We start from the raw sequence: 23,006 nt of genomic DNA on the forward strand, positions 1-23,006 counted from the left end.
TGGCAGCCATGCAACAGGTAATCGGACAAACTCCCCCACCTGCGGAGGCTTTAGTGTTGGTGAGAGATAACTGATATGAGAAATTTCACTTATAGTCGCGCAACATCCGTAGAGGATGCCCTACAAGGAATCCGAGAAAACCCCCAAGCAACGGTGATCGCAGGAGGAACCAATTTAATCGATCGCTTAAAAGGATATCTCGAACCCTCCTCTCACCTGATTGATATTTCTCGTCTTCAGATGCAGCAGATCGAATCTCTGTCTACAGGGGGATTAAGAATCGGTGCATTAGCCAGTAACACAGCCGTTGCGGATCATCCCATCATTCGCCGGGACTATCCCTTGCTTTCCCGTGCGATTTTATCCGGTGCATCCCAACAAATTCGGAACGTCGCCACCGTTGGGGGAAATCTCCTACAACGCACACGCTGTTCCTATTTTTACGATCCCGCTTTTCCCTGTAATAAACGCAACCCCGGAAGCGGTTGTTCTGCCAGAACTGGAATTAACCGCCTACACGCCATATTAGGAGCCAGTGAACACTGTGTCGCTGTCCATCCTTCGGATTTTTGTGTCGCCTTAGCTGCCTTAGATGCCGTTGTGGAAGTAGAAAAATTATCAGGAAAACGAGAAATCCCGATCACAGAATTCCACCGTTTACCCGAAAATAACCCCGAACAAGATACCCATTTACAACCCGGCGAACTGATTACAGCCGTAATTTTACCGAATCTTCCCGTTGCTAAATTTGGTGTTTATCTGAAACTGCGCGATCGCACCTCCTACAGTTTCGCCTTAGTCTCCGTCGCCGCAGCCATTGACGTTCGGGATGGGCAGGTTGAGACGGTTCGGATCGCCTTGGGGGGAGTGGCTCATAAACCCTGGCGGGCTATGGTGGCAGAACAGTTTTTACAAAGTCAACCTGCAACCCTTGATTCATTTAAACAAGCTGCTGATTTAGCGTTACAAGAAGCTCAACCCCTAGAGCATAACGATTTTAAAATTGAAATGGCAAAACGGGCGATCGAACGAGCGTTAATGGCATCGGTTCAAAAAGGAGCAGAAAAATGAGTAATGTGATAGGAAAATCCGTTAACCGCTATGAGGGACAAGCTAAAGTCACCGGAAGCGCCACCTATTCGGCAGAACATCAAATTTCGGGACTGGTTTATGGTGCGTTAATCACCGCCACCATTGCCAAAGGTCGAATCAAAACCCTGGATCTCCAACAAGCTCAAGTGTCCCCAGGGGTGCTGTATATTGCCACGGCGGAGAATATGCCCCAACTCACCCCCGCCGCCAATGATTGGTTTTCATCCCACATCTACGAACCCCGTTATCCCCTAGCTGATGCTGAAATTCACTACGGGGGGCAAATTATTGGGTTAGTGGTGGCTGATACTCCAGAACGTGCCCGCCATGCAGCCACCTTAGTTCAGGTGGAGTATGAAAGTGAAACCCCTGTGATTAATCCTAAAGATGCCTCATTTATCACTGCTCCTCGAACACCCGGTTTAGAACAAGGGAACACCGCCACCGCCTTAGCAACGGCTGAATATCAGATTGAGGCCACCTACACAACGGCTATGGAACTCCATGCCATGATGGAACCCCACGCCATTATTGCCCATTGGCAGGAGAACCAGTTAACCATCTATGAACACACCCAATGGGTGATGCTGCACCAAAAAACCTACGCCACCTTATTTAACCTTCCCCTAGACCAGGTGCGGGTGATTAGTCTTTATACGGGTGGGGCTTTTGGGGCGAAAGTCTTTCCTTGGCCCCATAGTATTCTCTGTACGGCCGTTGCCCGGGAAATCCAACGCCCCTTGAAAGTGGTTTTACCGCGTCAACAGGTGACAACCATTGCCGGAAATCGTTCAGCAACAGAACAACACCTCAAAATCGGGGCAACCTCCGACGGTCAACTGGTGGCTATTGAACATCACGCCAAATCCTATACTTCTCCTGTAAATCCGACTTGGGCTGAAAATTGCATTGGGGTGACTCCGGTGATGTATACCGCCGAAAATTTATCGCTAAAACAAGAAATTGCGATTTTAAATATGGGAATGCCCACCTATATGAGAGCTCCAGGGGAAGTACCCGGAATGTTTGCCTTAGAATCGGCGATGGACGAACTCGCCTGGAAGTTGGGACTCGATCCCGTTAAATTCCGGTTAAAAAATGCCACAACCCTCCACCAACGCACTAAACTGCCTTTTTCCGCGAAACATTTTGCCGAGTGTTTGCAGTTAGGCGCCGAACAATTTGGCTGGAAAGATCGCCCCCAACACCCTCGCAGCCTCACCCGTGAGGGGAAATGGGTGGGCTGGGGAATGGCGGCGGCGACCTTTCCGGGTTGGCGGGCGATGGCGTCGGCAACGGTACGTTTATTCCCCGATGGTACAGCCCTAGTCTTGACGTCTGCGAACGATATGGGGACGGGTGCTTATACGATGATTACGATTAGTGCGGCGGAAACCCTCAATTTACCCGTTGAGAACATTCAGATTGAAATCGGGGATTCTCGCTTACCGAATGGGGGCATTGCTGGGGGATCGATGATGACGGCAACCTTGGCTCCCGCCGTTGTCAATGCTTGTCAAGAACTCTTAAAACAAGTGAATGCCAAAACCGCGACGGAGGCGTTACAGGTGTTACGGGGTTCAGGACAACCGTTTTTAGAAGCAACGGGTTCATCTCAACCGGGAATGGAAGGCCAGAAATGGGCGTTTCAATCTTGGGGGGCTCATTTTTGTGAGGTGGAAGTGGATGAACCCTTGGGTCGCGTTCAAATTACACGCTGGGTTTCGGTGATGAATATTGGTCGGGTACTCAACGCCAAAGCCGCCGCCAGCCAAGTTCGAGGTGCTGTGATTATGGGCATTGGGGATGGGTTGATGGAGGAATGTCAGCTTGACCCCCATCTCGGATTACCTGTGGTTTATGATTTGGCAACCTATCACATTCCTGTCCATGCGGATATTCCTCGAATTCAGGTGTCCTTTGTGGGGGAACCGGATCTGAATTTTAACTCGGTGGGGGCCAGAGGTTGTGGTGAAATCGGGATTACCGGGGTTTCGGCTGCGATCGCCAATGCCATTTATCATGCCACAGGAAAGCGACTGCGAGATTTACCCCTAACTCCCGATAAGCTGTTAAGCACCTAAACAGAATCCTGTTCACTCGGTTTTCAGCGATGCCATATCAATCACAAAGCGGTACTTAACATCGGAGTTGAGAAGTCGCTCGTAAGCTTCGTTAACCTTCTGGATGGGAATAACTTCGACATCGGCAGTAATATTGTGTTCGCCGCAAAAGTCGAGCATTTCCTGGGTTTCGGCGATGCCACCGATGATGGAGCCTGAGAGACTGCGACGCCCCATGATCAAGCTAAATGCTGGGATTTCTAGGGGGTTTGGCGGTGCGCCCACCAGGGTGACATTGCCATCAGGACGGAGTAGGTTGAGATAGGCGTTAATATCGTGCTTGGCGGAGACGGTATCAAGGATAAAATCGAAACTGCCTGCGTGCTGCTGCATCTCGTCCGCATTGCGAGAGACAACCACTTCGTCAGCACCGAGACGGAGGGCGTCTTCTTTCTTATTGGGTGAAGTTGTAAAGACGACAACATCGGCGCCGAAGGCATGGGCAAATTTTACCCCCATGTGTCCTAACCCACCCAGACCGACGACACCGACTTTCTTTCCTTGGGTAACGCCCCAGTGACGCAGAGGGGAGTAGGTTGTAATTCCAGCGCAGAGCAGTGGCGCCACTCCTGCAAGATCGAGGTTGTCTGGGACTCGCAGAGCAAAACGTTCATCCACGACGATGTTATCAGAGTAGCCTCCATAAGTAACGCCTCCGAGATGTTTGTCTGGAGAATTGTAGGTGAGGATCATGTTCGAGCAAAACTGCTCAAAACCCGCTTTGCAATTCGGGCAGATCCCGTCTGAATCAACCATACAGCCAATCGCCGCGAGATCGCCCGGTTTGTACTTCGTCACTGCGGAGCCCACCTGGGTAACACGACCGACAATTTCGTGACCAGGGACAATCGGATAGGTGGTAGACATGAAGTTACTCCACTCGTTACGCACTGAATGGACGTCGGAGTGGCAGATCCCACAGAAGAGGATTTCCATCTGTACGTCGTGTTCGGTGGGAGCGCGTCGCCCGATTTGGGTCAAGGACAAAGGTGATGTTGCACTGGCTGCGGCATAAGCTTTTGTGTTGTACATAATATTGATGCTCTGATTTGTTAACTTTTGAGTGATTTCGGGAACTATCCCTATCCTAGAGATTAAGTCTTGATCGCCTGTTCTCTCGGTAGAGATAGAATTTTTTAAGAAGCAAGGTTAGCCTTGATGTTCTTTTGGTGATCAACAGGCAAATCTCTGACTTTTTGATTTGTTGAAATCGATGGAATTCCGGTCAGTTTACTACAGATCTGAAACCTGCAACCAATTTTATGAATGAACTTAAAGCGATTATTGAAGCGTTTAATCAAGCTGAGAATAATCATCAAAAAACAGCCTTAGCTACTGTTGTTAATATTCAGGGTTCTGCTTATCGTCAAATTGGGGCAAAATTGTTAATTTTTGAAGATGGAAAACGAGTGGGTTCTATTAGTGGAGGGTGTTTAGAAAATGATGTCTGTGAATGGGCAAAACAAGTCATAAAAACAGGTCAACCCCAAGTTATTACTTATGATACCACTGCACCAGAAGATATTATTTTAGGTTTGGGATTAGGGTGTAATGGGATTGTTCAGGTTTTAATTGAACCCTTAGATGAGAATAGTTTTCAAATTCAATGGATGGATGAATGTTTAAATCATCGCAAATTAGGGGCGATCGCAACATTATTCTCAATTGAAGAAGATGCTAAAATATTAATGAGTTTGAAGACATTTGTTGATCAAACTGGGAGAATAATTAACCAGATTGAAGATTCAAAATTATCTGAGAATATCATTCAAGATACTCAAACTGCTCTCATTAACCAACAATCCCAGGTGAAAACCTATTTCTGGAATCAAACAGAAATTAAGGGATTAATAGATATGATTAAACCTGCTATTTCTTTGTTGATATTTGGGGCGGGTGAAGATGCCATTCCCTTAGTTAATTTAGCGAAAGAACTGGGTTGGATCGTAACCCTTATTGATCATCGACCGGATACTGCAACCGCCTTGCGTTTTCCCTTAGCAGATCAAATTATTATTGCCCATCCCGACGAAATCGAAACAAATTCTAGTCAAATTTTACCTGATTTTGATAATTATACCGTAGCCGTCATCATGACTCATAATTATATCTGCGATCGCAGTTTATTAAAATTTCTCCTTCCATCCTCTTTACCTTATATTGGATTATTAGGTTCTCGAAAACGGAGCGAACAAATTCTACAGGAACTTAACAGCGAATTGAACTTAAACTCAATACCGCTACATCATTTCTATAGTCCCATCGGATTAGATATTGGGGCAGAAACTCCCTCAGAAATAGCACTTTCTATTTTAGCAGAAATTCAAGGAGTTTTATCGAATCGTTTAGGCGGATCATTAAAATATCGAGTGGGGTCAATTCATCAATCATGACCGGATTAAAAATAGGTTTAATTATTTTAGCCGCCGGGGCTTCAACTCGTTTAGGTCAACCCAAACAACTGTTATTATTTAACGGAAAAACCTTGTTAACCCATACCGTTGAACAAGCGTTAAATTCCCGATGTCGTCCGATTATTGTTGTTTTAGGTTCACAAGTAGAAAAAATCAAGTTAGAGATCAATTCTTACCCGATTTTTACGGTTAAAAATCCGAATTGGGAACAAGGAATGAGTGCTTCTATTCAAACAGGACTCAAAGAACTTAAACGCATTCAACCCGATAGTGAAGCAGTGGTGATTACCCTCTGTGATCAACCCTTTATTTCTTCGCAAATCATTGATAAACTCGTAGAAATCTATCAACCAATTCAACCTTTGATGGTTGTATCTGAATATAAAAATATTTTAGGAGTTCCCGCTTTATTTTCTAATCGTTTATTTGAAGAGTTAATGAATTTAGACACAACAACAGGAGCAAAATCTTTAATTCATAAATATTCTCATCATCGTTCAATTGTACCTTTCCCATTGGGGATTTTTGATATTGATACTCCCCAAGACTACGAAAATTTGTTAAACTTTAATTCTGAATCTGAATAATAAGACGATGACTGTTAATGATTCCCAACGCCATATTTCTCAGCAAGTTATATTAGAACACGCTCAAAAACCTCGACATCGAGGGACAACAAACTTGATTCATTTATCCTCTGAAAAAAATAATCCTTCCTGCGGAGATAGTGTTCAGTTAACTGTTCAATTTAATGCTACCGGGGATACAATTACAGATATTAAATTTCAAGGAAAAGGTTGTGCTGTTTCCATCGCATCGGCTGATTTAATGGCTGAATTATTAATAGGAAAAACCATTGCTGAAGCCTTGTTAATTATTCAAGATTTTTTTAATTTAATTCAAGGAAATTATCAATTTAATTTCCCTTTGCAAAAACTGAATGTGTTCAGCACTCTTGCTCAATTTCCCATTCGGATGAAGTGTGCATTATTAAGTTGGTCTACTCTTGAATCTGCTTTAAAATCCTATAATTTGCGATAAAACCCGTAGGGGTGGCGTCCGTCCCCAGGGCTGTTTCATTCTCTCTCATAAACCTCTGTGACCTAACCCCCCAGCCCCCTTCCCACCTCTCCCTACCCTCTCCTACAAGGAGAGGGAAAAGGAAGAATGTTTTTATTCGGAAGGGGGAGTAATTAATATTATTAAATCAAACTTCTTATTTAAGAGTAACAGAAATTCTCCCCTCTCCTTGCAGGAGAGGGGGTTAGGGGGAGAGGTCATACAGTTTTTCCTAGAAAATGAAACAGCCCTGCGTCCCTCCCAACCCTCTTTATTAGCAAGGAAACTGTTTCATAAACTTTTGATCAATATAATCTTTCCATCGCCATAATAACGAACTTGATCCTAGATTTAACTTTCCTTTAGACGCGATCGCTTTTTGATCTCCTGTCCCAATTAAAATTAAAAATTCCTGTTGCGGGATAAACGGTTTTAAAGGTTGATCTTGTAAACTTCGTTTTAAATTATTCAATAACGGTTGACCTTGACGGACAGCAAAAACTCCCGCTTTCGGACGAGGATTATTAACCATTGTGGCGATATCTCCGGCGGCGAAAACTTGGGGATGAGAAATCGATTGTAAGTAATGATTAACTAAAATAAATCCTTTTTCATCGGTTGCGAGTTCGGTTTTTTTAACCCAAGGAGAGGCGGATGCTTGTGTTACCCAAAAAATACGATCGCACTCTAAGGTAAATCCTGATTGACAGTGAATTTTTTTTCCCTGATTTTGACTTTGATCAATTTGAGAAACGGTTTCATTAAAATGTAATTTAATTTGACGGTTTCTCAAAAGATTTTCTACTTTTTGACTTAAGGAAATAGGACGATCAGCTAATAATCGTTTTCCTTGATAAATCAGATGTAATTCTATGTTATTTAAGGGTTGATTAGCTTGTTGATAAATTTGAGTTAGACGACTGTGAATATTAAATGCTAATTCGACTCCTCCCGCACCACCTCCCACAATAGCTAACCGAATTTTTTGTTGATAATTTTGCTGAATTTCATCAATTAATTGATGCCAATATTGCAAAAATTCGGAGATCGGTTTCAGTGGAATTGTATATTGAGTTGCACCCGGAATGGTTACGGTTGTAGGTGTACTCCCAATATCAATGGATAGAAGATCAAAAGGAATAGAAGCTTGATTTTTACAAATAACAATATTGTTTTCTAAATCTAAATTAATCGCTTGATCAAGCACAAATTGAGCTTGGGAAAATTGAGCTAAGGATTGTAAATTAATATGACATTGATCAAAACTATAAAATCCGGCGATATACCCCGGTAACATTCCTGAATAGGGGGTTTTAATCACATTAGTAATTAAGGTTAATTTGACATCAGAAAGGGGATTAATTCCCCATTGTTTTAGGGCGATCGCATGGCTATGTCCTCCCCCAATTAAAACCAATTTTTTCATGTTTTTAAGCTGATTTATTTGTTTTTTTACTGATTTATTGTTCTAATTTAGACAGGGAAGGAACAGCCGATAACAGAGTTTTAGTATAGGGATGTTGAGGATTCATAAATAACTCTTCTGTTGCCCCTAATTCAACAATTTTACCGCCATTCATCACCGCAATTCGATCACATAAAAACCGAGCTACCCATAAATCATGCGTAATAAATAAATAAGTTAAATTAAACTCTTCTTTTAATTCTAACATTAACTCTAAAACTTGGGATTGAACGCTGGCATCTAACATACTCACAGGTTCATCACAAATTAATAATTGCGGACGAGTCATTAATGCTCTGGCGATCGCAACTCGTTGTTGTTGTCCACCGGATAATTCCCCTGGATAGCGTTGATAAAATTCTGTTTCAGGAGTTAATCCCACCCGTTTTAACATGGCTAAAACTTGGGTTTTTGCTTCTTCAGGCGTAGCTAATTCATGAATTAAAAGCGGGTCAGCAATACTTTCACCGACCGTCATCATCGGATTTAAACAAGCATGGGGATCTTGAAATATCATTTGCATTTGACGGCGATATTTTCGGACTTGTTCACGGGATAATTGAGTTAAATCCGTGTCTAAAAATTTAACAGCGCCATTCGTTGCTCGAATTAATTGTAAAATTGTCCGAGATAAGGTGGTTTTTCCACAGCCTGACTCTCCCACTAAGCCTAAGATTTCCCCTCGATAAAGATCTAAATTAATGCCATCAACGGCTTTAATCACGGATTTCTTTTGTTTAGAAAAAAACTGTTGAATTAATCCTGATTCCAGGGTATAATATTGTTGTAAATTTTGAAGAGATAATAACGGTTTTAGAGCAAATTGAACCGTTTCTACTTTTGCTTCAATATCCTGTAAATGTAATGCCGCTTTTAATAACGATTGGGTATAGGAATGTTGGGGAGATTTAAAAACCGTTTGAGATGCACCCATTTCTACCATTTTTCCTTGGTACATTACGGCAATGCGATCGCAATATTCTCCCACCATTGCTAAATCATGGGAAATTAATAAAATTGCTGTTCCCCGTTCTTCACAAAGTCGGGTTAATTCCTTTAAAATTTGAGCCGAAACCGTCACATCTAAACTGGTAGTGGGTTCATCGGCTACAATTAATTTCGGCTCAAGTAATAAGGCTAAAGCAATAGCAACTCGTTGACGCATTCCCCCGCTAAATTCATGAGGATATTGTGACCAACGTTCAGCCGGAATTTTCACCGCTTCTAAGATTTCTAAAGCTTTATTTTTAGCTTGAGTATTCGATAATTTTGGACGATGAGCTTTTAAGGTTTCTAAACAATGATCCCCAATGGTCATTAACGGGTCAAGACGAGTCATCGGGTCTTGAAATACTAAAGCCACCGCTTCCCCGCGAAATTGCCGCAACCGTACCCCATCCATGTCAAATACGGGTTGTCCTTCAAATCTCACTTGGCCTTCAATTTGGCTTGTGGGGGGTAACAACCGCATTACTGCCCGTCCAATGGTGGATTTCCCACAACCGGACTCCCCCACGAGCCCTAAGCGTTCTCCGGGTTGTAGGGAAAAGGAGACATCATTCACCGCCCAATTTTGAGGAGTTCGGCTGTGGGGATAGGCAACCTTCAAATGTTCAACATCAAACAAACTTGTCATAAACTACGGGGAGCAATCAGTTTTAGATTAATTGTTTATTGTTCACGGTTCAGGCGGGATTGGCAATAGGTTTGGGATTTTTACCCTCAAGGGTTAATCCTCAACCGCCAAAGAATCACGCTGATCTTGTATAGTTAATAGGGGGAACCTTGCACTTATATCATCAATTTTGACAATGATACAACACCTTAAAACAAGATTAAATCGAGGACAGTTATTACCCGGATTCATCATTTCCCTGGTTTTAACAATTCTCGTCAGTTTTTGGGCGACTCCAGCTTTAGCAACCGGAGTTTATCAAGTTCCAGCTTTATCAGGAACCGATGAAACTTGGGTGGTAGAAATGGATGACGTTCTCAGCCGCAGTACCGAAGGACGTTTAAATAATACCTTATCGGACTTAGCCAAAAAGACCGGTTATGAAGTTCGATTTTTGACCGTTCACCGTTTAGATTATGGTGAAACGATTGATACTTTTACTGAAAAAGTGTTTCAAAAATGGTTTCCAACTCCTGAGAGTGCAGCTAATCAAATCTTATTAGTTTTGGATACGGTCACGAATAATAGCGCCATTCAAACCGGAGAAAAAGCTCAATCCTTATTAACCGATGACATCGCTGAAAGTGTCGCTCAAGACACTTTAAAATATCCACTCCGTAAAGGAAATAAATATAATGAAGCGTTTATTGCAGCCAGCGATCGCCTAGCCACAATTTTATCAGGAAAACCCGATCCCGGTGCTCGCAAAGAAGAAGATAATATTAACGTTGAGAGTACCTTTAAATCTGCCGAAGAAACCAACGATACCAGTGCTACCATTATCGTAGTCGTTTTGTTAGTTGTAGCGACGGTTGTTCCCATGGCAACCTATTATTATTTTCAAGCCAATCGCAGCTAAGAACGATGCACCAGTGATCAGTTATCAGTGTTAGAATTAACTCAATATCTAAATTGACCTCAAAATAAAATGCAATTTATTGATCAAGTTGAAATCGAAGTTGAAGGCGGAAAAGGAGGCGATGGAGTCGTTGCTTTTCGACGGGAAAAATATGTTCCGGCTGGGGGGCCAGCAGGAGGAAATGGCGGCAAAGGTGGTTCAGTGATATTAGTCGCCGTTGAACATCTACAAACCTTATTAGATTTTCAATATAATCATAAATTTAAAGGTGAAAATGGCAAACGAGGCGGCCCTAAAAATATGACCGGGGCTAATGGAGAAGATTGTTTAATTCAAGTGCCATTAGGAACCGTTATTTATGATGCAAATACCGATGAAATATTAGGGGATTTAATCGAAAAAAATCAACAGCTTTGTGTCGCAGCAGGCGGAAAAGGTGGATTAGGAAATAAACATTTTCTCAGTAATCGAAATCGCGCCCCAGAATATGCTTTACCCGGTTTAGAAGGTGAACAACGACGGTTAAGATTAGAATTAAAACTATTAGCAGAAGTGGGAATTATTGGTTTACCCAATGCTGGAAAATCAACATTAATTTCTGCCTTATCCGCAGCCCGTCCTAAAATTGCTGATTATCCTTTTACCACCTTAATTCCTAACTTGGGAGTCGTGAGAAAACCCACGGGAGATGGAACCGTTTTTGCCGATATTCCGGGGTTAATTGAAGGTGCTCATTTAGGCGCCGGCTTAGGACATGAATTTTTACGTCATATTGAACGAACTCGCGTGTTATTGCATTTAATTGATATCACCGATAGTAACCCGATTGAAAATTATCAAACCATTCAAGAGGAATTAAAAGCCTATGGTCGAGGTTTAGGAGAACGTCCGCAAATTGTAGCATTTAATAAAGTCGATGCGGTGGATATCGATAGTGAAGAAATTAAGACCCTAACTTCTCAATTGCAAGCCTTACATCAAGACTCAATTTTTCAGATTTCTGCGGTGGCAGGTATCGGATTAGATAGTTTATTACAAGAGGTTTGGCAACAATTAGATCAACTTTCTACCTCGGAAAAATATCCCTTAGAAGTGGGGCAGTTTTAATTTAACTATCAACTTTATAGGTCTAAAAAATGACCGTTACTAAAGGTTAACTTTCTATACGATTGAGTCAAAATCTCTAGGCTTAAGCTAATATATAATCAGTCTGAGCCTAAGAGGAAAACTGATGAATAAATTAAAAGTCAGCGTTTTAGTCACTGGTATTCTCAGCATTTTTACAGCTTTCTATCCCGCCTTAGCTGAAAATTGGGTTTATATGGGTAAAGCATCAACGGGAGAAAATATTTATGTTGATGCGGATAGTATTTTTGCTGGACGCGAAGGAAAACGATTTATTTATCGTATTGGCAATGAAACCTTAACGGCGGCGGCTAACTGTAATAACAATACTTGGTATGTCCTAGAATATGACGAGACTTATTCACCCCAAAGTGAGGCGACTCAACAGATGTTAAACTATGTTTGTGCATACTAAAGTTTAATTAATCGTTATCTTAATTCAGGGGACATTGAATGAAAATCTCTAATTAGACCTCGGCTAAGAAGCAGATTAATGATTGCTTTTATTCTCCAAAATAGGATCAGCCAAAGAAGTTTGATGAGATAATATTATGGTTTTTTAAATTCCCATAAAACCTTCCTGAAAACCTTGATTTTTAGGAGAACATTAAAAGCTTTTTCATTAACCATTCTTTCCCTTTATAGGGGGCATAACGCAGAGGTAAATCGAATAAAAACGTTTGTTTTAACACACTACGATAATGGGAAAATCGATCAAAGCTGGCTTTTCCGTGACAACTTCCTATTCCACTTTGTCCCACTCCGCCAAAGGGTAAAGTTTGACTACTAAATTGTAATAAGGTATCATTTAAACACAAAGTTCCTGATGTTGTTTCTTGTAAAATTCGGTTTTGTTGATCGGGATCTTGGGAAAAGAAATATAACGCTAAAGGTTTAGGACGGCTGTTAATTTGAGCGATCGCATCTCCCAAATCCTCATACTCTAAAATCGGTAAAATCGGCCCAAAAATCTCCTCTTGCATGATCGGATCATCCCAAGAAATTTGATCAATAATCGTCGGAGCAATATATTGAGTTTCTGGGTTACTTTCACCTCCTATTAAGATTTTACCCGCTTGTAAAAGCTTCTGTAATCGGTTAAAATGAAATGAATTAATAATCCGACTATAATCAGGACTCGTCGCCGGATTTTCCCCAAAAAAGCTTTGAATCCAATCAGTCATAGCTGTGATTAATTCAGATTTAATTCCAGCATTCACCAATAGATAATCAGGCGCAATACAAGTTTGACCCGCATTCACAAATTTTCCCCAAATAATCCGTTTTGCTGTATAATCTAATTGAATATGATCATCCACAATACAGGGACTTTTTCCCCCTAATTCTAAAGTCACAGGGGTTAAGTGTTTTGCCGCTGCTTCCATAACAATTTGACCGACTCTGGTTCCTCCCGTAAAGAAAATATGATCAAACTTTTCAGCTAATAACTCTTGGCTGGTTTCCACTCCCCCCTCAATCACGGTAACGACTTCAGGATTAAAGGTTTTATTAATTAAATGAGCTAGAATTTTAGCGGTATTTTGGCTAATTTCAGACGGTTTTAAAATTGCACAATTTCCCGCCGCGATCGCCCCCACTAAAGGAGAAATCATTAATTGAAAAGGATAATTCCAAGGTGCTATAATGAGTACAACTCCCAACGGTTGGGGATACATCCAGGTTGTAGCCGGAAATTGAGTTAAAGACGGGGTAACTTTTTGAGGTTTTACCCAGGATTTAAGAGATTTAATGGCATAATTAATTTCAGCAACGGGAGCGAGTTCTAAATAAGCTTCTAGGTCGGGACGGTGTAAATCTGCTTTGACCGCTTTAATGATTTCGGCTTCATGGGATGCGATCGCTTGTTTCAAACGATAAAGTTGTTCAAGGCGAAACTGGATATTCTGGGTTTGTCCCATTGCAAAAAAGTCTCGTTGTTGCTGGATTAAACTTTGGATCAGGGTTTTGTCAGTCATTTTTGCTTCTCCAAATTTCCTCGACACCCTTTTATGGTACAACTTATAAGAGTGAAGTTATCGCAACCGAGGTTAAGCTGAGAATGACAAACATAAAAGAAATTTTATATCTTGAAGTTCCCACTCCCCAAACTTCCGAGGTTTGTACTTGGTTGCAACATCATTTTCAAACCGAAATCGGAGAAAAAATGATAACTCCCGATGGATTTCGACTGCAATTTTCTGCCGCTTCCGCACATTCCACAGAATCCCCTGAACTCTCAACCTTTGTCTGGTCAGTTCAACGCACAACCTATTTAAAAGTCTTTCGTGTAGGTCAACCTCCCAAAGCCCAAGAACAGACTTTTTTAAAGCATTTAGAAACCGAACTTAGATCCACATTTCCCTATCAATATCCTGAACCTCCAGAGATTAATTTATCCCAACAATCCATTTTTGAAGCCTTAGAAAAAGATTATCCCTTAACTGTCAAATATTTTAAAAAAATGCCCAATGGGGAATATGATCTCAAACGGGTTTATTGGTGGGAAAAACGGTGGCGAGAAGGAGTAAGAAATCCTCAAACCCCTCAAAAAGTGATCTTTAAAACTCCAGCTTCCTCAGAATCAAAATCTCCTGAGTATGACTTAATTTATATCGGCGGTGCCTTGGGCGTCATCCATGCGGCAGTGATGGCAAGATTAGGCTATAAAGTCTTATTAATTGAACGCTTACCCTTTGGTCGCATGAATCGAGAATGGAATATTTCTCGCAGCGAATTAAAAAGTTTAACCGATTTAGGATTATTTACTCAATCGGAAATTGAAAGTTTGATCGCTAGAGAATATAAAGACGGTTTTCATAAATTTTTTGATGCTTATAATCCTGATATTGCTAAAGCCCCAATTCTGAATACACCGAGGGTGTTAAATATTAATTTGAATGTCGAGATATTACTAAAATTATCAGGGGAAAAACTCAAAGAAGCCGGAGGAGAAATTTGGGATGAAACCGAATTTTTAAAAGCTGATATTAATCCGAATTTAGTGAATATTCAATCTCTCCATCTTCCGACCCAAACCCAACGCAACGCCACGGGTCGTTTATTAGTTGATGCGATGGGAACCGCTTCCCCCATTGCTTGGCAATTGAACGGAGGACGGGCGTTTGATAGTGTTTGTCCGACCGTTGGGGCCGTAATTGAGGGTGGGTTTGAACCGGGGGTCTGGGATTCTACCTATGGAGATGTTTTAAATACTCATGGGGATATTTCACGGGGAAGACAGTTAATTTGGGAACTGTTTCCTGGGGCGGGAAATGACTTAACTTTTTATCTATTTCACTATCATCAAGTCAATCCTCAAAACCCAGGTTCTCTATTAGAAATGTATGAAGACTTTTTTACGATTTTACCCGAATATCGTCAATGCGAAATGGATCAATTAGTGTGGAAAAAACCGACATTTGGTTATATTCCGGGGCATTTTAGTAGCGGAAGCCGCGATCGCAAAGTTGGTTTTGATCGATTACTTTTAATCGGAGATTCTGCTTCTTTACAATCTCCATTAGTCTTTACCGGATTCGGTTCTTTAGTTAGAAATTTATCTCGATTAACCGATTTATTAAATACTGCTTTAAAACATGATTTATTAACAGAAGATTGGTTAGATAAAATTCGAGCTTATCAAACGAATATTTCTGTCACCTGGTTATTTTCTAAAGGAATGATGGTTCCCACAGGTAAATATTTACCTCCCGCAAAAATTAACTCAATTTTAAATACCTTTTTTGGGATTTTAGCCACTGAACCTCAAGATATTGCAGAAACCTTTATTAAAGATCGAACAAGTTGGTGGCTATTTACTCGGTTAGCGTTAAAAGCTGCCAGCATTAACCCGTTATTATTAGTCTGGATTTTAGACTTTATAACCCTTGAAGAAGTCGGACGGTGGCTGAAGAATTTTATTCAATTTATGCTGTTATCTTTCCTCAGTTTCCTGCTCGGTTGGTTACCCCATTTGACTCGCAAAATTCAACCTTGGTTAGAACCCCGTTATCCTAAACTTTGGATGGGTTTACTCACAACCAGTTATGCCTTAACCGACGGGATGGGGAAACCCCAAACCCCTCATTTAATCACAGCATTATAACAGGAAGAAGATTTATTGAAACTCTGTCCTTAGCTTCTCTCCTTGCAGGAAAAAAGCTAAGGGAGGAGTTCAATCTATGTTTCAGAAAAACCTGATCCCGTTAACTTTGAGTCGCTAACTGACGTTCAGGAAGAGGCGTTTGTTCTGCAACCAGTTGTCGGAATTGTTCACCCTCTAAGGTTTCCACTTCTAACAATAATTCTACCAATTGATCAATTAATGTTCGATGTTCCCGAACAATTTCTCGTGCTTTTTCATAAGATTGAAATGCCAGAGATCGAATTAAGTGATCAATTTGGGTGGCAACTTCTTCAGAATATTCCGATTGAGAGGGAAATCCTCGACCTAAAAAGACTTCTCCCGATGGACTTTCTAAGGCGACTAACCCTAAATCCGACATTCCATAACGAGTAATCATTTCCCGTGCTAAATTCGTCACTGTTTGAATATCATTACTTGCACCCACAGTCACTTCTGCATCTCCAAATACCTCAATTTCAGCCGCCCGTCCCCCTAAACAAATTGTAATTTGATCCATTAACCACGCTTTCGTATATAACCCACTATCGACCATTTCTTCATTAAACATTTGTTGAGCAAAGCCGCCAATTCCTCCCGAACGCGGAATAATCGTGACTTTATTTAAGGGATCGGAATTTTTCAACAAGGTCATTAATAAAGCGTGTCCGATTTCATGATAGGCAATCAGGCGCTTTTTCTTACTATCTAATAAAGGTGTTAAAGCTAACCCAATGGTAATTCGATCAATGGCATCATCAATTTCTAAGGGAGTAATTGCTTCTTTGCGACGTCGGGCGGTTAAAATTGCCGCTTCATTGAGTAAATTCGCTAAATCTGCCCCCGATAATCCAGGGGTACGACGGGCAATTGCATCTAAAGAAACCTCATCCGATAACTTTTTATTGCGAGCATGAACTTTGAGAATGCCTAAACGACCCTTAAAACTCGGTAAATCCACCATAACTTGGCGATCAAATCGACCCGGACGTAATAAGGCCGCATCTAAAACATCAGGACGGTTCGTCGCAGCAATCACAATAATTCCCGTATTGCCTTCAAACCCATCCATTTCGGTTAACAATTGGTTGAGGGTTTGTTCCCGTTCATCATTTCCCCCGCCAATTCCAGCACCTCGTTGACGTCCGACGGCATCAATTTCATCAATAAACACTAAACAAGGTGAATTCTCCTTGGCTTTTCTAAATAAATCCCTCACCCGTGAAGCACCGACTCCAACAAACATCTCCACAAATTCTGATCCAGAGATACTGAAAAAGGGAACCCCAGCCTCCCCTGCAATGGCTTTGGCTAATAAAGTTTTTCCCGTTCCCGGTGGCCCAATTAATAAAACTCCTCTGGGAATTTTAGCTCCAATGGCTGTAAAGCGTTCCGGTTGCTTCAAGAAGGTGACGACTTCTTGCAATTCTTCCTTGGCTTCCTCAACTCCAGCCACATCATCAAATAAGATTCCGGTTTTGGCTTCCATTTGGAATCGAGCTCTGGATTTGCCAAAATTCATCGCTTGACCCGATGCTTGGGTAGAGCGTCGCAGAATCATTAATAAAAATGCCAATACGCCAAAAATAATCAGCATATTGATAATTAACCCCATCGCTGCACTATTATCGGCCGTAGGGCTAACTTCATACTCAACATTATTCGCCCGAATTTCCCGCATTAATTCTGGGTTTTGTTCAAACAAAGAAACCCAATACACCGATGAAGACTTTTGATCTTTATCTCCCTTCAAGGTGACTTTTGCCATTTGTCGCGCGGGATCTTCGGCAATTTTTTGGACTTCCCCAGCCTCAATTTTTTGCAACAGTTGACTGTAGGTTAGGGTTTTTGGGGTGTTATTGGCGAAGGCGGGAGTCCCTAATAGTAGTCCCTGAGCCATCATCCAACTACCTAAAATGCGCCCTACTCGTTTGGCGATGATGGTTTTTTGGGGGAATGTCTGTTTGGCATCTAACCCGGCTATCCCGATTTTCATCCAAGACCTCTTCATATGGACTCTACCTTTTCCTGTTGCTATTTAAAACAAAGTGGGGTTGTTAATCTAGTTTAACGCTCAGACGTTGGGTTGATCGCTCAAGAGTGGAAATATTAGATTTAGCTGTGTCATAGAACTGATATACCAATCCTAAATAGCTTGTAATATTGGAGCCTTGCTGCGCTTGGGTTTCAGGTTGATTGATCATCATGACTCATTTAGGATTGCTATATTGCAAGCCAACTTAATCAATTAATTTCTAATAGCCAAATTGAACATCTGGAATAAATCTCACTCATCTATCATCGAGTGGTATTTTTTATATCTTTCTATAAAACTAACAATTTGAAGCTTTAACAACCTGATTTCGACCGTTTTGCTTGGCTTGATAAAGCGCTTGATCAATCCCGATTAACAAAGAATCTAATACTCCATTATATTGTTGATTAAAAGTGCCCACACCCAAACTAATGGTATAATAAATTAATCCCTGATCAGCAGGATTATCCTCAATTTTCATTCGGAGTTGGTTAGCAACGAGGAAGGCTTCTTGGAGATCTGTCTGCGGTAACAAAATTAGAAATTCTTCCCCTCCCCAACGACTGATGAGATCGTGACATCGGAGATTTTCTTTTAGTATTTTTGTTAGGTGCTGTAACACTAAATCTCCTCGATCATGCCCATAGGTATCATTAATTAATTTGAAGTGATCAACATCAAGCATAATCAATGAAAAGGGAATTTGACCGCGATTAAACTGGGCAATTGCATGATCTAAATACGGTTGCATCGCTCGACGATTAAGGGCATTGGTCAAAAAATCAAGGGTCGCTAATCGATGAATATCATGAAATAATCGTTGAGTAACCATCATAATAAAACCACTATTACGAAGGTAATCTAAAACAAAAACAGACCCAAACATAATGATATTGACCAAATTGGACTCTAAAAGAGCCTTCGTGTTGCTCACAGGAAGCATAATCGCACGAAAGAGCAGAAAAATAAGATTTAATAAAAACTGAATGCTAATAAAATTAGATGAGATTAAAAGAGATTCATGTCTAAACTTTAATAAATAATAAATTGCCAAAATAGAACAAATAGCTACTGTTAAAATAGCAATCATATTTCGAGCGATAAAATTATTCTTAAAATAGACAAAATAAACTTCAGTAATCAAGAAAAAACTGGCTAATCCTATAAAAAAGAAAGAATTAATTTTTTGATTTAAAAACTTAATAATTCCAATTGTATATAATATTTGAGAGGAAACAATTAATAAATTTCCTAAAAAACGAAGATTCAATAAAATTGTTTCTTGATTGATAAAAAGGGGACGAATTGGAAAAATTAAGAACCCAATGGCTGATAATACAGTTCCAATTGAATAAATTCCAATGCCTTGATATTGCTTCGCTAGGAAGAAGAAAAAGATCAAGGTAATAGATTGTAAAATAGATGCTGCACTGACCATGACGGACATTGTGCTAATATCAAGACTCATAATATAATTTCCGAATTGATAGTTAAGAAAGACCGCTATCACGGAAGTTTAAATTAAGGCTAACACAGAAACAGGTGATCCAGAACCTTCTGTAAGCTTTATAATTCCTAAGATCAAAGTAATTCCTGTGGGGGGAAGTTGATTAAGATTGGTTAGATTTTCTAACACAAAACCGTTGTTTTTTAAAATCTGTTTATTGATAATAAAACTATCGTCAAAACCTGGATCAACTCCATGAGTATCAATCCCAACTCCCTGAATTCTTCGCTGTTCAGTTAAAAATTGAATAGCATCATTCCCCAACCCTGGAAAGTGAGGTTTACCCTGTTGATCAAGATTTAAAAAAGCAGCCGGATCATGCCATTTATCTTGCCATCCAGTATAGAGTAAAACCATACTATTTTCGGGGATAAAATGATGCTGATTCTCCCATTTCTCAATATCATTTAAGGTTAAGGTTGAGTCGGGATTTAAGATAGCTTTTTCGCGAATATCAATCACCACTGCGGGAAGAATACAAGACTCTGGAGAATAGTGATCAACTCCCATTCCCGCTTGATAAAAACTCTTAGGAGAATTAATATGAGTCCCGCTATGTTCTCCCATCGAAAACTGTCTTAAATAATAACCGGATGTCGAAAAATCCGCCACTGTTTTAAATTCAACAGCAGGATCACCAGGCCATAATGGAATATTCGGATGAATCTGATGGGTTAAATCAATAATTTTGCTATAGTTAATTGTTTTCATAATTGTCATAACTGATTTTTAAGGTTGAATTTTAATCCATTGGTTAATGGTTTTATAAATATTAACTAATCCTTGAATTTGCGATCGCGGTGAACGTCCGTATAAAAAATCATGGAGGCTGATTTGATAATTGTTTTGAATGGCTAAATCTAACCATAAATTATGATAAGCTTGTCCTTGCTTATAATCAGGAATCCTGCTATAATAGTCGAAAAAGTAATCTAAACAAATATTAAAAAAATGTTTTCGACCTTGATATTTTAAATAATTCAGACGAGGTTTAAAAGTCGTTAAATTATCTAAAGCTGTATGTAAAGTATCGGCTAAAGATTCAGGATTAAATTCTGATAACAACCCTGAACTTTGAGGAAAAATTCGATCTTGACCTCTAGCATATTGATTAAATTGTTGAAAACAAATAACGGGAGTATTACAACTCATCGCTTCAGTAAGACTGCTATTTTTTCCCTCTAAAATAGAACCCATGATGCAAATTTTAGATCGAGAATAATACAAAGGTCTTTGTTGATAATAATCAACCTGAGAAATGATCTGGATATAATCGAAAGGATTAACTAAAATATTTGTAATTTTTTCCCATTCTAATTGGAATTCGCTACTCAGTTCATGAATAGATTTTAGGTCAAAATTATCGTCTACAATTAATATTGTTTTTAACAGTTTATTATATTTTTGGGCGTAGATTTTTAACGCCTCAGCAATAATAGGAAGATTATTAATAGGAGATAATTGAGAGACGCATAAAACATCAATATCTTTAAGCGTAACAGGCTGAGGAGCCATTAAATATTCATGAATAAAATCAGAATGAGAAACCGGAATTAAAATTTTATTTGCTCGTTGTGGATAGGTTTTTCTAAACCAAGTTTCACGGGATGGATTATCATATAAGGTAAAATAAGCATCCGCCGTATTTGACCAAGGGTAGGAACACCAGAGGGAATCAGCAATTGAAAAGAATGTATCAGAAAGTTGAGGTAAAACTTTATTTAATAAATCAACAGATTCACTAAAATATAATCCTTTAATGAATAGACCTTCATACATTAAAGGCGGTAGAATCACAGAAAAATTAACGTTTCCAAAGCGTTCTGATTCCTGTTCAAAAATTTCATTTGTCCAGCTATCTAAATCAGCATAAATTTCTTCTAAAGGTTGATAAATTTGAGCCGTATTAAAATATTGCTTTTGTCGTTGGTAGTTTCCAATTCCCATAATAATTGATTGATAACATAGATTTTTATATTTTATTGTAGGGGTTTGGTTTTCAAATCACTATCTGCGTTAGAAAAGAAGCCACCCCTACAAGATTTTTTTGCTAATTCTACAAATCAAACCATCATCTTCCGCATTGGTTTAACCAATTCAAAATAATAGTATTAACTTGTTCAGGACGTTCATCATGGGGACAGTGACCTGTATTGGGAAGGGAAATAAACTGAACAGATGGATTGATTTCTGCTAAATCTTGATAAATTTTTGCTCCTGTAATGGGTGTCCAAGGGTCAGTTTCTCCCCAAATGACTAATAAGGGATGTTGAATTTGAGGTAATAATTCCGAAGGATGGGGGCCAGGAGGGGCCGTTAAAATCGATGCAAAAACTTGTTGAGCACCGATATCATTAGAAGGAGCATATAATAACTCAACTAATTCATCGGTAATTGCGGCTTTATTGCCATAAACTTGTTTTAATGTATTGCGAATTCGGTGTTTTTGGCGAATTTGATTAAACACAAACGGCCCTATCATCGGATGACTCACTAATTTTGTAAAGAATCCCATCACCATTCGTAACGGTAAATTTAATTCTTCTGGGCGATGATTTAACCCTCCTGCACAATTTAATAAAACAGCCCCAGAGGAAATTTCAGGATGATGAGCAACCATCATTAAACTCAATAATGCGCCAATCGAATTCCCAATAAAAATGGCAGGTTGCTGAATTTTTTCTGCCCAAAAATCCGTTAGTAATTCTTGCCATAATTCTAAACTATAATCGAGATTGGGTTTGGCAGAAGCACCAAATCCTAATAAATCTAAGGTAAAAACTTGATAGCCTCCCTCGGCTAAAACGGGAATATTCTGACGCCAATGTCCAATGGATGCGCCAAACCCATGAATGAGGACTAAAGGTTGTCCACTTCCTGCGACGGTGTAGTGAATTTGATGTCCTTTCCAGACCCAGCTAAGGGAGTCAAACAAGGTTGTTGTTTTGGTGGGGGTCGTTGTTGTCATTTTATGAAGATTTGTAAACGCTATGTTTCTATAATAGATGAATTTGATAGAAAACCTTAGCTGAACCTCGTTATAAATCCTATGATTGAACCTTGGAAACAAGACAGGATGATTCTGCATACTCAACGTCTGTTGAGGAGTTATCAATATTGGACAGGAGAAACCTTGTTAGATGTTCAAGGAACACCTGAAGCCATTGCAGAAGTATTATTTTATGCGCCATTTGTGTTAGTTTCTCATGGAATTGAACCTGACCCAATTCTTAATTATGGTAATCAAAAAGCCTTAGAACTTTGGGAATTAACCTGGGAAGAATTAACCCAAATGCCTTCTCGAAAAACGGCTGAACCTATGGCACAGGAAGACCGAAATCGTTTATTAGCTGAAACAGAAGCCAAAGGATTTGTGAGAAATTATCAAGGAGTCAGAATTTCTAGCAGTGGCAGACGTTTTTTAATTCAAGACGCTTTAATCTGGAATCTTTTAGATGAAGATAATCAACGCTGTGGACAAGCTGCGGTTTGTTATAAACATAGGTTTTTATAAAAAAACCCCGGTTTC

The 23,006-nt window shown here is 40.0% G+C and carries 20 protein-coding genes; 10 read left to right on the forward strand and 10 right to left on the reverse strand.

Annotation, left to right across the window (positions count from 1 at the left end; all coding sequences use genetic code 11):
* Window positions 1-75: 75 nt before the first annotated feature.
* On the forward strand, window positions 76-1,071 hold the full coding sequence (locus ACKPEB_RS16270; RefSeq protein WP_408966007.1) for an FAD binding domain-containing protein: 996 nt from the start codon (window positions 76-78) through the stop codon (window positions 1,069-1,071).
* Complete coding sequence (locus tag ACKPEB_RS16275) at window positions 1,068-3,176, forward strand: xanthine dehydrogenase family protein molybdopterin-binding subunit (protein WP_408966008.1); 2,109 nt, start codon at window positions 1,068-1,070, stop codon at window positions 3,174-3,176. Before ACKPEB_RS16270 ends, ACKPEB_RS16275 begins: the two co-directional genes overlap by 4 nt.
* A 12-nt stretch (window positions 3,177-3,188) precedes the next feature.
* Here the strand turns inward: ACKPEB_RS16275 and ACKPEB_RS16280 are convergent, their stop codons facing one another.
* Window positions 3,189-4,247 (reverse strand): NAD(P)-dependent alcohol dehydrogenase, encoded by a 1,059-nt coding sequence (locus ACKPEB_RS16280; protein WP_408966009.1) that lies wholly within the window; start codon window positions 4,245-4,247, stop codon window positions 3,189-3,191.
* Window positions 4,248-4,477: 230 nt separating this feature from the next.
* Here ACKPEB_RS16280 and ACKPEB_RS16285 point away from each other — a divergent pair, with 230 nt between their 5' ends.
* From ACKPEB_RS16285 to sufU, 3 genes are read left to right on the forward strand one after another with little or no spacing between them, the layout of a single operon-like run.
* Window positions 4,478-5,608: an XdhC family protein gene (locus ACKPEB_RS16285; protein WP_408966010.1), complete on the forward strand. Its 1,131-nt coding sequence runs from the start codon at window positions 4,478-4,480 to the stop codon at window positions 5,606-5,608.
* Window positions 5,605-6,216, forward strand: a complete 612-nt coding sequence (locus tag ACKPEB_RS16290) for an NTP transferase domain-containing protein (protein ID WP_408966011.1) — start codon at window positions 5,605-5,607, stop codon at window positions 6,214-6,216. The genes ACKPEB_RS16285 and ACKPEB_RS16290 overlap by 4 nt, the downstream gene beginning before the upstream one ends.
* Before the next feature lie 7 nt (window positions 6,217-6,223).
* Window positions 6,224-6,670, forward strand: coding sequence for a Fe-S cluster assembly sulfur transfer protein SufU (sufU, locus tag ACKPEB_RS16295; RefSeq protein WP_408966012.1), 447 nt, complete (start codon window positions 6,224-6,226; stop codon window positions 6,668-6,670).
* 292 nt (window positions 6,671-6,962) lie between these two features.
* On the opposite strand, the gene ACKPEB_RS16300 is transcribed toward sufU, so the two are convergent.
* The gene (locus tag ACKPEB_RS16300) at window positions 6,963-8,114 is read right to left on the reverse strand and encodes an FAD-dependent oxidoreductase (RefSeq protein ID WP_408966013.1); all 1,152 of its coding nucleotides are present in this window, start codon (window positions 8,112-8,114) and stop codon (window positions 6,963-6,965) included.
* A 34-nt stretch (window positions 8,115-8,148) separates the two neighbouring features.
* Window positions 8,149-9,789, reverse strand: coding sequence for an ABC transporter ATP-binding protein (locus ACKPEB_RS16305; protein ID WP_408966014.1), 1,641 nt, complete (start codon window positions 9,787-9,789; stop codon window positions 8,149-8,151).
* A gap of 175 nt (window positions 9,790-9,964) precedes the next feature.
* On the opposite strand from ACKPEB_RS16305, the gene psb32 reads away from it, so the two are divergent.
* The 3 genes from psb32 (at window position 9,965) to ACKPEB_RS16320 (ending at window position 12,227) form a co-directional block, all read left to right on the forward strand.
* Window positions 9,965-10,687: a photosystem II repair protein Psb32 gene (psb32, locus tag ACKPEB_RS16310; protein ID WP_408966015.1), complete on the forward strand. Its 723-nt coding sequence runs from the start codon at window positions 9,965-9,967 to the stop codon at window positions 10,685-10,687.
* Window positions 10,688-10,756: 69 nt separating this feature from the next.
* Window positions 10,757-11,794 (forward strand): GTPase ObgE, encoded by a 1,038-nt coding sequence (gene obgE / locus ACKPEB_RS16315; protein WP_408966016.1) that lies wholly within the window; start codon window positions 10,757-10,759, stop codon window positions 11,792-11,794.
* Window positions 11,795-11,918: 124 nt separating this feature from the next.
* The gene (locus tag ACKPEB_RS16320; RefSeq protein ID WP_408966017.1) at window positions 11,919-12,227 is read left to right on the forward strand and encodes a hypothetical protein; all 309 of its coding nucleotides are present in this window, start codon (window positions 11,919-11,921) and stop codon (window positions 12,225-12,227) included.
* A 181-nt stretch (window positions 12,228-12,408) separates the two neighbouring features.
* Here ACKPEB_RS16320 and ACKPEB_RS16325 read toward each other — a convergent pair whose 3' ends face one another.
* Window positions 12,409-13,815: an aldehyde dehydrogenase gene (locus tag ACKPEB_RS16325; protein ID WP_408966018.1), complete on the reverse strand. Its 1,407-nt coding sequence runs from the start codon at window positions 13,813-13,815 to the stop codon at window positions 12,409-12,411.
* A gap of 65 nt (window positions 13,816-13,880) precedes the next feature.
* Here ACKPEB_RS16325 and ACKPEB_RS16330 point away from each other — a divergent pair, with 65 nt between their 5' ends.
* Window positions 13,881-15,917 carry a flavin-dependent dehydrogenase gene (locus ACKPEB_RS16330; RefSeq protein ID WP_408966029.1) on the forward strand — a complete coding sequence of 679 codons (2,037 nt, stop codon included), beginning with the start codon at window positions 13,881-13,883 and terminating at the stop codon, window positions 15,915-15,917.
* A 100-nt stretch (window positions 15,918-16,017) separates the two neighbouring features.
* Here ACKPEB_RS16330 and ftsH read toward each other — a convergent pair whose 3' ends face one another.
* From ftsH to ACKPEB_RS16360, 6 genes are all read right to left on the reverse strand, one after another.
* The gene (ftsH, locus tag ACKPEB_RS16335; protein ID WP_408966019.1) at window positions 16,018-17,931 is read right to left on the reverse strand and encodes an ATP-dependent zinc metalloprotease FtsH; all 1,914 of its coding nucleotides are present in this window, start codon (window positions 17,929-17,931) and stop codon (window positions 16,018-16,020) included.
* A gap of 61 nt (window positions 17,932-17,992) precedes the next feature.
* Window positions 17,993-18,142, reverse strand: a complete 150-nt coding sequence (locus ACKPEB_RS16340; RefSeq protein ID WP_408966020.1) for a hypothetical protein — start codon at window positions 18,140-18,142, stop codon at window positions 17,993-17,995.
* A gap of 126 nt (window positions 18,143-18,268) precedes the next feature.
* A complete protein-coding gene (locus tag ACKPEB_RS16345; RefSeq protein ID WP_408966021.1) occupies window positions 18,269-19,438 on the reverse strand; it encodes a GGDEF domain-containing protein in 1,170 nt (389 codons plus the stop codon).
* 48 nt (window positions 19,439-19,486) lie between these two features.
* A complete protein-coding gene (locus tag ACKPEB_RS16350; RefSeq protein ID WP_408966022.1) occupies window positions 19,487-20,197 on the reverse strand; it encodes a cyclase family protein in 711 nt (236 codons plus the stop codon).
* A 9-nt stretch (window positions 20,198-20,206) separates the two neighbouring features.
* On the reverse strand, window positions 20,207-21,424 hold the full coding sequence (locus ACKPEB_RS16355; RefSeq protein WP_408966023.1) for a glycosyltransferase: 1,218 nt from the start codon (window positions 21,422-21,424) through the stop codon (window positions 20,207-20,209).
* A gap of 124 nt (window positions 21,425-21,548) precedes the next feature.
* Window positions 21,549-22,445 carry an alpha/beta fold hydrolase gene (locus ACKPEB_RS16360; RefSeq protein ID WP_408966024.1) on the reverse strand — a complete coding sequence of 299 codons (897 nt, stop codon included), beginning with the start codon at window positions 22,443-22,445 and terminating at the stop codon, window positions 21,549-21,551.
* An 81-nt stretch (window positions 22,446-22,526) separates the two neighbouring features.
* Here ACKPEB_RS16360 and ACKPEB_RS16365 point away from each other — a divergent pair, with 81 nt between their 5' ends.
* A complete protein-coding gene (locus ACKPEB_RS16365) occupies window positions 22,527-22,991 on the forward strand; it encodes an MEKHLA domain-containing protein (protein WP_408966025.1) in 465 nt (154 codons plus the stop codon).
* Window positions 22,992-23,006 lie beyond the last annotated feature (15 nt).

The sequence above is a fragment of the Planktothrix sp. genome, from assembly GCF_046067725.1.
Classification (GTDB): domain Bacteria; phylum Cyanobacteriota; class Cyanobacteriia; order Cyanobacteriales; family Microcoleaceae; genus Planktothrix.